General features: G+C 73.1%; 8 protein-coding genes. 6 read left to right on the forward strand and 2 right to left on the reverse strand.

Translation table 11 applies throughout. The features are described from left to right. Positions 1 to 3: 3 nt before the first annotated feature. Complete coding sequence (locus tag AC3EQ1_RS12830) at positions 4 to 1,557, reverse strand: NADH-ubiquinone oxidoreductase-F iron-sulfur binding region domain-containing protein (protein WP_432094435.1); 1,554 nt, start codon at positions 1,555 to 1,557, stop codon at positions 4 to 6. After that, entirely contained in the window at positions 1,554 to 3,299 is a 1,746-nt protein-coding gene (locus AC3EQ1_RS12835) for a hypothetical protein (RefSeq protein ID WP_432094436.1), read from the reverse strand. The genes AC3EQ1_RS12830 and AC3EQ1_RS12835 overlap by 4 nt, the downstream gene beginning before the upstream one ends. Positions 3,300 to 3,673: 374 nt before the next feature. On the opposite strand from AC3EQ1_RS12835, the gene leuS reads away from it, so the two are divergent. The 6 genes from leuS to AC3EQ1_RS12865 all read left to right on the forward strand — a co-directional run bounded on the left by leuS (position 3,674) and on the right by AC3EQ1_RS12865 (position 14,711). Beyond that, complete coding sequence (gene leuS / locus AC3EQ1_RS12840) at positions 3,674 to 6,541, forward strand: leucine--tRNA ligase (RefSeq protein ID WP_432094437.1); 2,868 nt, start codon at positions 3,674 to 3,676, stop codon at positions 6,539 to 6,541. A 358-nt stretch (positions 6,542 to 6,899) separates the two neighbouring features. Continuing rightward, positions 6,900 to 7,841, forward strand: coding sequence for a hypothetical protein (locus AC3EQ1_RS12845; RefSeq protein WP_432094438.1), 942 nt, complete (start codon positions 6,900 to 6,902; stop codon positions 7,839 to 7,841). Positions 7,842 to 7,923: 82 nt separating this feature from the next. Beyond that, on the forward strand, positions 7,924 to 8,772 hold the full coding sequence (locus AC3EQ1_RS12850) for a DegV family protein (protein ID WP_432094439.1): 849 nt from the start codon (positions 7,924 to 7,926) through the stop codon (positions 8,770 to 8,772). 1,576 nt (positions 8,773 to 10,348) lie between these two features. Further along, on the forward strand, positions 10,349 to 11,074 hold the full coding sequence (locus tag AC3EQ1_RS12855) for a ComEA family DNA-binding protein (protein WP_432094440.1): 726 nt from the start codon (positions 10,349 to 10,351) through the stop codon (positions 11,072 to 11,074). Between the two features lie 452 nt (positions 11,075 to 11,526). Continuing rightward, positions 11,527 to 14,139, forward strand: a complete 2,613-nt coding sequence (locus AC3EQ1_RS12860) for a ComEC/Rec2 family competence protein (protein ID WP_432094461.1) — start codon at positions 11,527 to 11,529, stop codon at positions 14,137 to 14,139. After that, positions 14,028 to 14,711, forward strand: coding sequence for an arylamine N-acetyltransferase family protein (locus tag AC3EQ1_RS12865; protein WP_432094441.1), 684 nt, complete (start codon positions 14,028 to 14,030; stop codon positions 14,709 to 14,711). Before AC3EQ1_RS12860 ends, AC3EQ1_RS12865 begins: the two co-directional genes overlap by 112 nt. The last annotated feature ends 33 nt before the right edge of the window (positions 14,712 to 14,744 follow it).

Raw genomic sequence — 14,744 nt, forward strand, 5'->3', positions numbered from 1 at the left:
GCGTCAGCCCCGGGGCAGTGCCTTGCGGCTGGGAGGCGCCTGCTGGGCGGGCGCCTGCTCCAGCCGGAGCGCGAGCTCCGGGCACCGCCGTACGGCGCGCTGGGCGTTGGCCCGCAGATGCATCGGAACCGTCATGTCGGCGATCACCGGGTAGCCGTCGGGGCCCATGCGGATCATCTCCGGCACCACCCCGGCGCACAGGCCGTGGCCCTCGCACAGCACCCAGTCCACCGCGAGCTTCTCGCCGCTGGGCACGCCCTCGTCCTCGTAGCCCGGGTTCGGCAGGGGCAGCACACCCTGGGTGGGGCGGCCGCAGCCGCCGCTGAGCACATGGGCGGCGAGGTCGTCGGTGAAGGCGTTCAGCGTGGACTGGAAGAAGCGGACCGAGCCGTCGGGGTGCTTGCACGCGCCCCGGCCCTTGACCGCCTGGGTGACCTGCTTCAGTGCCTCCAGCGCGGTCGGTCCGCCGCCGCCCAGCACGTCCGAGAGGCCCGCGGCGGCCGCCGGCAGACCCAGCTTGCAGGGCCCGCACTGCCCGGCCGTCTCGGCGGCCAGCCAGTTGGCGATGCGCAGGGACTCGCCGAGCGCGCAGGTCTCGGGGCCGATCGGCAGGATCGCGCCCGCTCCCAGGGCGCCGCCGGCCGTACGCAGCGCCTTGCGGGAGATGATGGCGCCCACCGCGGTCAGGCCGTCGATCCAGTCGCCGTGATAGCCACCGGTCAGCACGGCCTGCGGCATCGGCGGCGCGCCGCACAGCTCCAGGACGTAGCGCATCGGGGTGCCGACCGGCACCTCCAGGACGGTCGGCCGCGCCACCGAGCCGGAGACCGTCAGCATCACGGTGCCCGGTTCGTCGGACAGGCCGATGTTGGCGTACCGCTGCGGTCCCAGCCGTGCCGCCATGGCGAGTTGGGCGAAGGTCTCGGCGTTGGACAGCAGCGTCGGGGCGCCGCCCACGCCGGAGTCCGAGGCGCGCACCTTGCGGCCCGCGGGCAGCGAGGGGCCGCCGTTGACCGCGCTGATCACCGAGGAGGCCTCACCGGAGACCATCCGCTCGGGGGTCCGCACCACGCGGACCCGCAGTCCCTTGCCGCGCCGGTCGGTCAGCCCGCGCTCGGAGATGGCCTCCCGCATGGAGGCCTCGGTGGAGTCCCGGGTCACGGCGATGGCCAGGACCCGGGCTCCGAGGGCCTCGGCGGCCAGCAGAGCGCCGTCGAGGATGAGATGCGGTGCGCGGCAGAGCAGCACGGTGTCCTTGCGGCAGGCCGGTTCCCCCTCGCTGCCGTTGACCACGACCACGGGACGTACGCCCCGTCGGATCGCGCTCTTGGCAACGGCCCGCAGCTTCTTGGCGAACGGGAAGCCCGCACCGCCCCTGCCGTTCAGTGATACAGCCTCGGCCAGATCCGCCAGCCGCTCGCCGACCATCGGCTCCAGGGCACCGTGCACCTTCAGGTGCATGCCGAGGTCGAGCCGGTGGACCAGGTCGAATCCCGCGGTCAGTTGCGGCAGACCGACCACCCGGACTTCGGGTACGTCGGGGAGTGGTGCGTTCATGGCCGCTCTCCTGCGGGTTGGTGCCAGGGTTCACCCGGCGGGGGCGAATAGGACTGTCCGGCGGCCGGGTCCGGCTCCGCGCGGCGCCCGAAGGTCTCGCCGGGCGGCGGCGGGGACGGGGCCGGCCAGCGGCCCGAGGTCCCGGTGGGCTGCTCCGGGACGTACGGCGACACGGTCTGGAACGTCTCGGTGGGTGCCGCGTAGGACGGTACGGAAGAGATGCCTCCGGTGTCGTACGGGGGTACGGGCGGGAGGTTCCCGGTGTCGTACTGCGGCAGCGGCGGGAGGTTCCCGGTCTGTGCCTGGTACGGCGGCATCGGGGGGAGGTTTCCCGTGTCGTACTGGGGGACCTGTGGAATGCCGCCGGTGTCGTACTGGGGCACCGGCGGAATGTTTCCGGTGTCGTATTGCGGCATCGGGGGGAGGTTTCCCGTGTCGTACTGGGGGACCTGTGGAATGCCGCCGGTGTCGTACTGCGGTACCGGCGGAATGTTTCCGGTGTCGTATTGCGGTACCGGCGGAAGGTTTCCCGTGTTGTACTGCGGGACCGGGGGAAGGTTCCCCGTGTCGTACTGCGGAACGGGGGGAAGGGTGCCGGTGTCGTACTGCGGGAAGGGCGGCACGCCGCCCGTCTGCGGGTTGCCGGAGGGGACCGGCGGAAGGATGTCGGTCGGCGCCTCGTACGAGGGCACCGGCGGCAGCATCTCCGTCCGCGCCTCCTGCGGTGCGCCGGGCGCTCCGAAGGGGGACGGCGGCGGGGACGACACCGCCCGGTACGCCGCGGATATGCCGGCTCCCCGGCCGCCCGCGACGGGTGCGGGACGCGTCGAGTCGAGCCGCAGCGGAGGCTGCTCGGCGAAGGCGTCGGCCCGCTCGCCCGGCATGCGTGCCGTGCCCGGCATCCGGTCGGCTCCGGACATGGCGCTGCCGCCCGGCAGCGGCGACACCGAGGTGTCCCGGGGCCCCATGGGCTCCTGGTCACGGTCGGCGCGTCCGGACGGTCCGGGCTTGGTCAGCGACATCAGCATCCGCGCGATGCGGCGGCGCTGCGGCTGCGGGAGCAGCCGCACGGACACCGCCGCACCCACGGCGGCGAGGGCGAGCGCATACATCGTGGTCACCCATACGGCTGCCGGACGCCCGGCGTTCAATCCGTGCAGCAACGCGGCGAACCAGGCCGGGTAGGCCAGCGAGTGCAGCGCGCGCCAGCGGGCCGCCGCGGGGCCGTTGGAGGCCAGGCGGCTGCGGGCGGCGCCGGTGGCTCCCGCGATCACCATGCAGTGCGCGGCGAGCGAGCCGAGGCCGATCAGCCCGCCGGAGCCCTGCACGCCCAGGCTGAACGGCACCAGCGCGGCCAGCAGCGAGGCGTGCGACTCGGCGACCTTGACGGTGATGTGCATCAGCAGGAAGCCCAGCGAGGCGACCGCGAGGCCGCGGTGGATGGCCTGCGAGAGCAGCCGTTGCCGGACCTCCAGCAGCACGCGGTCGGCGGCCACCAGGCCCCAGATCACGGCAGCGCTGAGCGAGACCAGCGTGAGGACCCCGCTGGCGAAGTCGATGGCCAGCTGCAGTGCCTCACCGGCGAGCAGGGTGATCGCCAGGATGCCCGCGGCGACCGCGACCTGCACGGCGTACAGCGCCGGCTGCGGCAGGGCCTTCGGGGTGATCGGTGACGGCCGTGGAGACTGCGCCCGGGACGACGGTGTCCTTGACGACTTCGTCCGTGAGGACGGGGTTCGCATCGTGCGATGAGATTGCATGCGGGCGACTCCAGTGGTGCGGAGGGAGGGGTCCCGGACCCGCATGCTAAGCGCCAAAACAAAGATCATCCGACTGTTTGGTTATTTGCTCGATTGTCAATTGCGCCGATTACTTCCGGGTGTAGCTGTGCGCGAGGGGGCCGGATGCTCCGTGCGGCCTGCACGGACGCTGCGGTACTCTGAGGCCATGCGTGCCGTACGCCTTCTGCTTGGCGGGCCGCGCTGATCAGTCCCGGCCGGAGGACAATCCGGTCGGAATCGGCGCGGCGTCCCCTCCTGTGCGAGGGGCCTTTTTGTTTCAGGAACAACAGGGTGCGAATCCGCGAGCAGAGACGACCGATGGAGCTTTGAGGACGATGAGCGAGACGAATTCCGCGGCCGGGGCGGCCGCGACGCACCGCTACACGGCGGCCATGGCCGCCGACATCGAGGCACGCTGGCAGGACTTCTGGGACGCCGAGGGCACCTACGCGACGCCCAACCCCAGCGGTGACCTGGCCGGGTCCGCCGCGGCGGTCGACCGTCCGAAGAAGTTCATCATGGACATGTTCCCGTACCCGTCGGGTGCGGGCCTGCACGTCGGCCACCCCCTGGGCTACATCGCCACCGATGTCTACGCCCGCTTCAACCGGATGACCGGCCACAACGTCCTGCACACCCTCGGCTTCGACGCCTTCGGCCTGCCCGCCGAGCAGTACGCCGTGCAGACCGGCACCCACCCCAGGGTGAGCACCGAGGCCAACATCGAGAACATGAAGGCCCAGCTGCGCCGGCTGGGCCTGGGCCACGACCGGCGCCGCTCGTTCGCCACGATCGACCCGGACTACTACCGCTGGACCCAGTGGATCTTCCTGCAGATCTTCAACTCCTGGTACGACGACGAGGCGAAGCGCGCCCGGCCGATCGAGACCCTGGCCGAGCAGTTCGCGTCCGGCCGGCGGCAGACCCCGGACGGCCGCCCGTGGGCCGAGCTGAACGCCGCGGAGCGCGCGGACGTACTGGGTGGGTACCGGCTGGCGTACGCGTCCGACGCGCCCGTCAACTGGTGCCCCGGCCTGGGAACCGTCCTGGCCAACGAGGAGGTGACCGCGGACGGACGTTCCGAGCGCGGCAACTTCCCCGTGTTCAAGGCCAAGCTGCGGCAGTGGAACATGCGCATCACGGCCTACGCGGACCGGCTGCTGGACGACCTGGACGCGCTGGACTGGCCCGAGGCGATCAAGCTGCAGCAGCGCAACTGGATCGGCCGTTCCGAGGGCGCCCGGATCGACTTCCCGGTCGGCGACGACCACGCGATCACCGTCTTCACCACCCGCCAGGACACCCTGTTCGGCGCCACCTACATGGTGCTGGCGCCGGAGCACGACCTGGTCGACGCGATCGTTCCGGCCGCCTGGCCGGAGGGCACGCACCAGGTGTGGACCGGCGGGCACGCCACCCCGGCGGAGGCCGTCGCCGAGTACCGCAAGCAGGCCGCGGCCAAGTCGGACGTGGAGCGCCAGGCCGAGGCCAAGGACAAGACCGGCGTCTTCACCGGCGCGTACGCCACCAACCCGGCCAGCGGCGAGCGCGTGCCGGTGTTCATCGCCGACTACGTGCTGATGGGCTACGGCACCGGCGCGATCATGGCGGTTCCGGCGCACGACAGCCGGGACTTCGCCTTCGCCCGCGCCTTCGAGCTGCCGATGCGCTGTGTCGTCGAGCCGAGCGACGACCGCGGCACCGACCCCGCGGACTGGGACGACGCCTTCGCCTCCTACGACGCGAAGATCGTGAACTCCGCCGCCGGCACCGTCTCGCTGGACGGCCTGGGCGTGGTCGACGCCAAGACGCGGATCACCGAGTGGCTGGCCGAGCGCGGCATCGGTGAGGGGACGGTCAACTTCCGCCTGCGCGACTGGCTGTTCAGCCGCCAGCGCTACTGGGGCGAGCCGTTCCCCATCGTCTACGACGAGGACGGTGTGGCGCACGCGCTGCCCGAGTCGATGCTGCCGGTCGAGCTGCCGGAGGTCGACGACTACTCCCCGCGGACGTTCGACCCGGACGACGCGGACACCTCGCCGGAGACCCCGCTGTCCCGCAACGAGGACTGGGTCCACGTCGAACTGGACCTGGGTGACGGCCCGAAGAGGTACCGCCGTGAGACCAACACCATGCCCAACTGGGCCGGCTCGTGCTGGTACGAACTGCGCTACCTGGACCCGCACAACGCCGCACAGGTCGTCGGCCCCGAGGCCGAGCAGTACTGGATGGGGCCGCGGGAGGGGCAGACCGCGGGCGGTGTCGACCTGTACGTGGGCGGCGCCGAGCACGCGGTGCTGCACCTGCTGTACGCGCGGTTCTGGCACAAGGTGCTGTTCGACCTGGGGCACATCTCCTCGTTCGAGCCGTTCCACAAGCTGTTCAACCAGGGCATGATCCAGGCCTACGTCTACCGGGACAGCCGCGGCATCGCGGTGCCCGCGGCGGAGGTCGAGGAGCGCGACGGCGGCTACTACTACCAGGGCGAGCAGGTCTCCCGGCTGCTGGGCAAGATGGGCAAGTCCCTGAAGAACGCCGTCACGCCGGACGAGATCTGCGCCGAGTACGGTGCCGACACCCTGCGCCTGTACGAGATGGCGATGGGCCCGCTGGACGTCTCCCGGCCCTGGGACACCCGGGCCGTGGTCGGCCAGTACCGGCTGCTGCAGCGGCTGTGGCGGAACGTCGTGGACGAGGACACCGGTGAGGTCACCGTCACCGACGCGGAGCCGGACGAGGCCACGCTGCGTGCGCTGCACAAGGCGATCGACGGGGTCACGCAGGACATGGAGAACCTGCGCTTCAACACCGCCATCGCCAAGGTCACCGAGCTGAACAACCACCTGACGAAGGCGGGCGGCCCCCTCGCCCGGTCGGTCGCGGAGCGGCTGGTGCTGCTGACCGCCCCGCTGGCCCCGCACATCGCGGAGGAGCTGTGGCGCCGGCTGGGCCACCGGGCCACGGTCGTCCACGAGTCCTTCCCGGTCGCGGACCCGGCGTACGTGGTCGACGAGACCGTGACCTGCGTCGTGCAGATCAAGGGCAAGGTCAAGGCGCGCCTGGAGGTGGCGCCGTCGGTCTCCGACGAGGAACTGGAGAAGCTGGCGCTGGCTGACGCGGGTGTGCAGTCCGCCCTGGGCGGCGCGGGCATCCGCAAGGTCATCGTCCGGGCGCCGAAGCTGGTGAACATCGTTCCGGCGTAAGGCGGGGACGTGTGTCCGGGACGCTGCCGGGACGGGCGCTCGGAGGCTGCCGGGGCGTGTGTCCCGGAGGCTGCTGGGAGAGGTGAGCCCGGGAGGCTGCCGGGACGTGGGCCCGGGAGGCTGCTGAGACGTGAGTCCGGGAGGACGCCGGGACATGGGTCCGGGAGGACGCCTGGACAGGGGTCCGGGACGATCCGGTCGGGGTGACTCCGGCCGGGGTGATCCTTTCGGCGGTCCGTTCGGCCGAGGGTGAACCCCTACGGGCCGGTTGGGGGGTCGTGCAGGAACCCCCGACCGGCCCGGGCCGTTTACGGTGGAGATACGACCGGGGCAGGCCCGTCTTCGTGAAGGAGCGTCCATGGAAGCCGCGATCCTCGTTCTGGCGCTGCTCTTCGTGGCATTCGTCGCGCTGGGCGTCTATGCCGCGGTGAAGGCGGTGGGGGCCGCCAAGCGGAGTGTGGACCGGACCGTGGAGCAGGCGCGCCGTGCCGTCGAGGACACCACGCTCAAGGCGAAGAAGTACACACAGCCGGGTGCCGTGGGTGAGCTCGCGGAGCTGCGGCTGTCCCTGCGCACCTCGATGCGGGCCACCCGGGAGGCACTGGCGGCCGGTTCGCCGGAGGACGCGTCGCTGTCCGAGACGGTCGCGCTCTTCAAGCGGCTGAGCGCCCACGGCTACCAGCTGGACGACGACCTCAGGCGGCTGGAGCGGGACCCGGACCGGAGCAAGGTCATGGAGCGGCTTCCCGAGCTGCGCGACCGCACCGAGCGCGTGGTGCGGCATGCGGACTCGCTGCGGTGGGCGGCGCGGGACCGGGCGCGGCGCTTCGCCGGCGAGGACCTGGACGACCTGGGGCGCGAGATCGAGGTCGAGTCCGGGGCGCTGCGGCACTGGACGGCGACGGAGGGCGCCGGCTTCGGCGGGCCGGAGACCGCGTACGCGGGTGCCGGGGCGGATTCCGCCGCGTCGCAGCGGACCGGCTCGGGGGTTCCGGTGTCCGGGGCCGCGAAGTCGGGGGCTGCGACGCCGGGGGCCGCAGCAGCCGGGGCTGCAAAGACTGGGGCTGCAGCGTCCGGGGCCGCGGGGGCCCGTGCCTCGGGGGCTTCCGGTGGACCGGAGGCGGGCGGCGTCGGCGGTCAGGGGCCCGAGGGCGTGGATGCCGGTGGTCGGACGGCGGGCGATGCGGGCGTCGACGGTTCGGGGCCGGAGCCGGAGCCGAGGGCCATCACCGCACGGGATCCGCGGAAGCGGACCGCCCACCCCTGGACGAAGGCCCGCAGGCCGGAGAGCACCACCTGACCTGCGGACGGCGAGACGCGTGGACGGCGACAGGACGGGCCCGTGCTGTCGGCAGGGGCCGCCCCCGGATAACCTCCCATCCATGTCCCGCCATGTCGCGATCATCACGGATTCAACGGCCTACCTGCCGCAGCAGGCGATGGAGCGGCACGGCATCACCGCGGTGCCCCTGACGGTGGTGCTCGGTGACCGGGCGCTGGAGGAGGGCACCGAGGTGTCCGCCCGGTCGGTCGCCGAGGCGCTGCAGCGACGCACCTCGGTGACGACGTCCCGGCCCAGCCCCGCGACCTTCGCCGATGCCTACCGGGCTGCCGCGGACGCGGGCGCAGAGGGAATCGTTTCGCTGCATCTGTCGGCGGAGATCTCCGGGACGTACGACGCCGCGGTGCTGGCGGCCTCGGAGGCTCCCGTTCCGGTCCGGGTGGTGGACACCGGGATGGTGGCCATGGCCCTGGGCTTCTGCGCGCTGGCGGCGGCAGAGACGGCCGGGACGGGCGGGACGCTGGACGAGACGGTGGCGGCGGCGGAGAAGCGCGCCGAGGCCACGTCCGCGTACTTCTACGTCGACACCCTCGACTATCTGCGGCGCGGCGGCAGGATCGGCACGGCGCAGGCGTTGCTGGGTTCGGCGCTCGCCGTGAAGCCGTTGCTGCACCTGGAGGGCGGGCGCATCGAGCTGCTGGAGAAGGTGCGTACGGCATCGAAGGCGATTGCGCGGCTGGAGGAGTTGGTGGTCGAGCGGGCCGGGGCCGGCCCGGTGGACATCGCCGTGCATCACCTCGATGCGTCGGCGCGGGCGGAGCAGTTGGCGGAGCGGCTGCGACAGCGGGTGCCGGGGCTGGTGGAGCTGCATGTCAGCGAGGTCGGCGCGGTGATCGGGGCGCACACGGGGCCGGGGTTGCTGGGGGCGGTGCTGTCACCCAAGGGGTGAGCGGGGGCGGGGGATTGGGCCGCGGTCGGGGACGGGCGGGGTCTGGGGCGTTCGTTGTCGGGTGGGTGGGGCGTTGGTTGTGGTGCCGGGTCGGTGGTCGGCGTTGGTTGTGTGGGGTCGGGTATCGGGCGGTGAGCGGGGCGGTGGGGGCGGTGGGGAAGTGAGGCCGAGGGCTCGCTGGTTGCGGGTGGGCGGATTGAGCTCTGCTTCAGCTCTCGTCGGGGCTACTACAGACAGTTGAACATGCGGTGGTGCGCGGCTGGGGCTCGCGGCACTCGAATCGCCCGCAAGAGTGGCGGAGTTTTCCACAACTCGCTGGTTGTCCACGGATTCTCGGGCCTCTCGGTGCGATGCGTGCAGTGCGCCTACCGTCGGGTGCATGGAACTCACATCACGCACCGTAACCAGCGGTCCGGGCCGTGAGCACGGCTCCGACCGTCGATCCCGGCGGCGGCACGGGCGCCGTCACGCCCGTCCGATGAACCACCCGGGCCGCACCGGTCGCTACGGCGGCGGTCCGGCTGATGCACCCCTGCGGCCCGGCCGCTGGAGACGCGAAATGCGCCGGGAAGTCGCCCTCGCCGACGCGACGGTGTTACGGGAGCGCGCAGCCGCGCTCTTCGCCGCACCGGCTCAGACGGGACGGGCGGTAGCCGCCCCGGCGGGGTGGCCGGTGTCCGAGGGAGCTGCGGCGCGGGGCCGCGCGGACGGTCAGGGACCGCTGCCGGACCAAGGCGATCTGCCGCCGCCGGGGTGCGAGGAGCCGTCGCCCGGCCGCGGGGAACTGTCGCCCGGTCGGAGCGAGCTGTCCCCTGGTCGGGACGAGCTGTCGCCGCGCTGCGGCGGGGTGTTGCCTGCCCGTGACGAGCGGTTGAGGGGACACGACTCGCAGTGGAGAGGCCACGCGGCGTCGCCGCCGGGACATGAGGCCGAGTCGCCGGGTTGTGACCGGGCGCCCGGTGGAGCCGACGAACCGCGGTCGGGGCACGCGGCGGGGCCGCCGGGGCGTGGCCGGTCGCCGGCGGATCGAAGGCGGTCGGCCGCCGACGTACCGAGGGCGCCGGAGGGCCCGGAGGGCGGGCCTACGGAGGCGAGGCCGCTGACCGGGCGATCGATGGTTGTGGACTCGCTGAGGGGCGGGGCGGCGGTCGGGGGCCGGCTGGGGGACGGACCGGAGAGTGCGGAGTCGCCGGTCGAGGGGCCGCTGAGGCGTGCGGTCCGGGAGTCGGCCATGCGTACGTCCGGAAGGGGGCTCGCGGCACAGACGCTGGACCGCCGGGCCTCCGGCCGTCCGGCTCGGGCACTGTCACCGCCGCCCGGGGCAGCGGCGGAGAGGGACGCCGAGACCTCGGGAGCCGCGGAGGCCTCGGAGGCGGCGACGGCAGTTGGGGCGGCGAGGACCTCTCACCCATCGGATGCGTCGGAGTCAGGGAGGGGGAGGACCGGGGTGACGGAGGCTGGGGCATGGAGGACCGGCGCACCGCGGCCGGGAGCGCGGGTCCAGGCGCCGGGAGCGCAACGGGCCACGCATGAGGGGCCCTTCAACGCCTCCGGTCCGCGGGACGGGTCAGCTGTCGTGAGCCGGGACCGCCCCTGGTGGTCGGCCCTCCGCGAACGGCTGCCGCTCTGGGTCCAGTTGAGATGTGAGGTCAACCCGCGGGCATTGGCGGCGCTGGCGGTACTCCTGGCCGTCGCCGGAGGAGTGGCGGCGCACCACTACTGGACCGGGGAGCCGCAGACGGTCCGGGCACCGACCGCCGAACCGGCGACCGGGCCGTCCACCCCGGTGCGGAGCGGTGCCCTGCCGAGCAGTGCACCGGGCCCGGCGCCGCCGAAGGGACCGGAGCGCCGCATCATGGTGGACGTCACGGGCAAGGTCCGCAGTCCGGGCATCCAGCGCCTGCCGGCCGGCTCGCGCGTTGCGGACGCGCTGGAGGCCGCGGGTGGAGTACGGCCGGGCACCGATACGGGGGCGCTGAACCGGGCGCGGGTGCTCAACGACGGTGAGTTGGTGGTGGTCGGCGGTCCGGCTCCGCCAGGAGCGGGCGCGAGTGCGGGGGGTCCGGGCGGGGAGAGCCCGGTCACGGGGCCCGGTGGGTCACCTGCGGCGGGGCCCGTCAGCCTCAACACGGCGACGGCCGACCAGCTCGACGCCCTGCCCGGGGTGGGGCCGGTCCTCGCACAGCACATCCTCCAGTTCCGCGAGCAGAACGGCGGCTTCCAGTCCGTCGACCAGTTGCGCGAGGTCAACGGCATCGGTGACCGCAGGTTCGCCGACCTCCAGCCGCTGGTGCAGCCGTGACGAACACCGGGGCACCCGCGAACGCGCCCGACCGTCCGGAAACCTCCGGCCCCGCCCGGGAAGGCCCCCTCGACCTCCGTCTCGTGGCTCCGGCTCTCGCCGCCTGGGCTGCCGCGGCCTGGGCGCTCCATGCCCCCATGACCTGGGCGATGACCGGGGCGGCCCTGTGCCTGGTGACGGCGGCGGTGCTGCTGGTGCTGCGAAGGACCATCCGGGGCACCGGGATTCGCGGCACCGTCCTCGGCACCGGGATTCGCGGCACCGTCCTCGGCACCGGGATTCGCGGCACCGTCCTCGGCACCGGAATTCCCGGCACCATCCGGTGCACGGGGATTCCTGGCAGCATCGGCAACGCCGGAACTCCCGCCCCCGTCCGGGCCGGCGGAGCTCCGTACCTCATCGGGGGCCGTGACACGCGGCCGGTCGGCAGCCTCCTGCGCGGGGTGGGGCTCATGGCCGCCGCTGCTCTGCTCTGCGCAGGCGCGGCAGCCATCTCGGCCACCCTGCACGCGGCCGATCTGCGGCGCGGGCCGCTGCCGGAGTCGGCGGTGCACCACGTGCCGGTGACCGTCGAGCTGAAGGTGACCGGCGACCCGCGCCTGGCCCGGCCCCGGGTGGTCGGTGCTGGGCACGCTCCGGCGGCCGTGGTCCTGGAGGCGGAGGCCGAGCGGGTGACCGGGCCGCACGGCGAGGTCACCACGGCCCGGACGCCGGTGCTCGTCATCGTCCAGCAGCGCGGCCGTCCACCTTCGTCGTCCACGGCCGCCCGGCGGGCGGGGCAGCCGACCCCCTGGCTCCGGTTGCTGCCGTCGACCCGGTTGCTGGTCCGGGCGCGGCCGACGGTGCCGTCGGAGTCCGGCGGCAGACCCGTCGCCGTGGTGCTCCGGGTCTCCGGTGGCGGACCACCGCGGGTCATCGCGCCGCCCACCACTCTGCAACGCGCTGCCGGGGAGTTGCGGGCCGGCCTCAGAGAGGCCACCGACCGGCTGTCGCCCGATGCCCGGGCCCTGCTGCCGGGGCTGGTGGTCGGGGACACCTCCCGGATGCCGCCCGATCTCGACGAGGCCTTCCACGCCACGGATCTTGTACACCTCACTGCGGTGTCAGGTGCCAATCTCACCATCATCCTTGCCTTGCTCATCGGGCCACCGCATCTGGCCGTCCGGGCCGAGCGCCGCGGCGTCGCGCCCCGGTTGGGCCTTCCGTTGCGCACCACCGCGCTGCTCGGGGGTCTGCTCACGATCGGCTTCGTCATCGTCTGCCGTCCCGAACCGAGTGTGCTGCGGGCCGCCGCCTGCGGACTGGTCACACTGCTCGCGATCGCCACCGGCCGTCGCAGATCGCTGCTGCCCGCTCTCTGTGCCGCTGTTCTCCTGCTGGTCCTGTACGACCCGTGGCTCGCCCTGTCCTACGGTTTCCTCCTCTCCGTGCTGGCCACAGCCGCGCTGCTCACCATCGCCCCACGCTGGAGTGCGGCACTCCAGCGCCGCCGTGTGCCCGGCAGGGTCGCGGAGGTCCTGGCCGCGGCCGCCGCCGCCCAAGCCGTGTGCGCGCCCGTGGTCGTCCTGCTGGCCGCGCGCGTCAGCCTGGTCGCGATTCCGTGCAACCTGCTGGCGGAGCCGGCCGTGGCCCCGGCCACGGTGCTCGGGTTCGCCGCGCTGGCGACCGCCCCGGTCGCGCAGCCGGTCGCTGCCGGAATCGCCTGGCTGGGTGGCTGGCCCGCGGAATGGGTCGCGGGTGTCGCCCGCGCGGGCGCGGCCCTCCCGGGTGCCGAGGTGGACTGGCCGGAGGGCTGGGCCGGGGGCCTGCTGCTCGTTGCGGTCACCGGCGCCATGGTGTGGGCCCTGCCCCGGCTGATGCGCCACCCCTGGCTGTGCGGGCTGTTCGCGTTGTTGCTGGTCCTGGCGATCACTCGCCCGGCACCGTTGCCGCGTCTGGTGACGGGCTGGCCACCGCCCGGCTGGCGGTTCGCGGTCTGCGATGTGGGCCAGGGCGATGCGCTCGTCCTCCCGGCGGGCAACGGCACCGCCGTCGTGGTGGACGCCGGTCCCGATCCCGTGCTCGCCGACCGCTGCCTGCGGTCCCTGGGCGTCACCAGGATCCCGCTCATCGTGCTGACGCACTTTCACGCCGACCATGTCGCCGGGCTGCCCGGGGTGCTCCGGGGCCGCTCGGTGGGCGCGATCGAGACCACGCTCCTCGAGGATCCGTCCGACCAGGCCGCGTTCGTCCACCGCGTGGCGCGGGCCGCGGGCGTCCGGACGGTCCGCACGGCACCCGGCGACCGACAGCTGGGGCCGCTGCGCTGGCAGGTCCTGTGGCCGTTGCCCCGTCCTGCCGGAGGTCTCCCCGGGGCCCCGGGCCCGCCCCCGGCCCCGGCCCCCGAGGGAGCTAACGACGCCAGCGTCACGCTGCTGGTCCGTACGGCCGGACTCACCCTGCTGTTGCTCGGTGACCTCGAACCACCCGCGCAGCAGAGCCTGTTGACGGCGGTCCCCGACCTGCCACCCGTCGACGTGCTCAAGGTCGCCCACCACGGCTCCGCTTACCAGGACCCGCGGTTGCTGAGCAGGGTGCGCCCCCGCCTGGCCGTGATCTCCTGTGGGGCGGACAACCCGTACGGTCACCCGTCGCCCCGTACCGTCGCCATGCTGCGGCAGCACGGAGCGGCCGTGCTGCGCACCGATACCGACGGATCGATCGCCGTCACGGGCCCGGCGTCCCGGCTCGGCGCGGCGCTGGGACGAGTCCGCAGAGCCCGGCGGCGTCCGACCGCTTCCTCGGTCCCCGGACGGAGGCCCGAGGGCCGATGGCGCAGGGCGGCCGGATGGGTCATAACTGGGGGATGGATACCGCACAGACCGACGCGTACCTCCAGCGGATCGGAGCCACCCGACCGGCGCGAGCCGATGCCGAAGCCCTGCGCGAGCTGCAGATACGGCACCTCACCCGGGTGCCGTTCGAGAACCTCAGCATCCATCTCGGTGAGGACATCGTGCTCGAGGAGGACCGGCTCGTCGACAAGGTCGTGCGGGCACGGAGAGGGGGGTTCTGCTACGAACTGAACGGTGCGTTCGCGGGGCTGCTCTCCGCGCTCGGCTGGTCGGTGACGCTGCTCGCCGCCCGGGTCTTCACCGGCCCCGACCGGATCGGCCCGCCGTACGACCATCTCGCACTGCGCGTCGAGAGCCCGGACGACCCTGGCCCCTGGCTGGTCGACGTGGGTTTCGGAGCGCACAGCCACCATCCGCTTCGGCTGACCGAACGGGGAGAGCGAACGGACCCCGGTGGCACGTTCCGGATCACCGGGACACCGGACGGCGACCTGGACGTCCTGAAGGACGGCGCCCCGCAGTACCGGCTGGCCGTCCGTCCCCGTGCGCTGGAGGACTTCGAGGCGACCTGCTGGTGGCACCGGACCTCGCCGAAGTCCCCGTTCACCCAGAAGCTGGTCTGCTCCCGGCTCACCGACGGAGGGGAGGCACGGGTCACGCTCAGCGGTGACCGGCTCGTCACCACGGTCGCGGGGGAGCGCTACGAGGAAACCCTGACGACTGATGCGGAGATCCTCGCCGCCTATCGTGACCACTTCGCCCTGGAACTCGACCGGGTCCCTGCGGTACTCGACCTTTCTTGACCGCTCCTCGATTCGGTGGCGCAGTTGCGCCAG

The organism is Streptomyces sp. bgisy100 (genome assembly GCF_057709105.1).

Coding starts and splice junctions, on each gene's coding strand:
- AC3EQ1_RS12835 (WP_432094436.1), bottom strand. CDS start 3,299: ATGCGAACCCCGTCCTCACGGACGAAGTCGTCAAGGACACCGTCGTCC.
- leuS (WP_432094437.1), top strand. CDS start 3,674: ATGAGCGAGACGAATTCCGCGGCCGGGGCGGCCGCGACGCACCGCTAC.
- AC3EQ1_RS12830 (WP_432094435.1), bottom strand. CDS start 1,557: ATGAACGCACCACTCCCCGACGTACCCGAAGTCCGGGTGGTCGGTCTG.
- AC3EQ1_RS12860 (WP_432094461.1), top strand. CDS start 11,527: ATGGCCGCCGCTGCTCTGCTCTGCGCAGGCGCGGCAGCCATCTCGGCC.
- AC3EQ1_RS12850 (WP_432094439.1), top strand. CDS start 7,924: ATGTCCCGCCATGTCGCGATCATCACGGATTCAACGGCCTACCTGCCG.
- AC3EQ1_RS12845 (WP_432094438.1), top strand. CDS start 6,900: ATGGAAGCCGCGATCCTCGTTCTGGCGCTGCTCTTCGTGGCATTCGTC.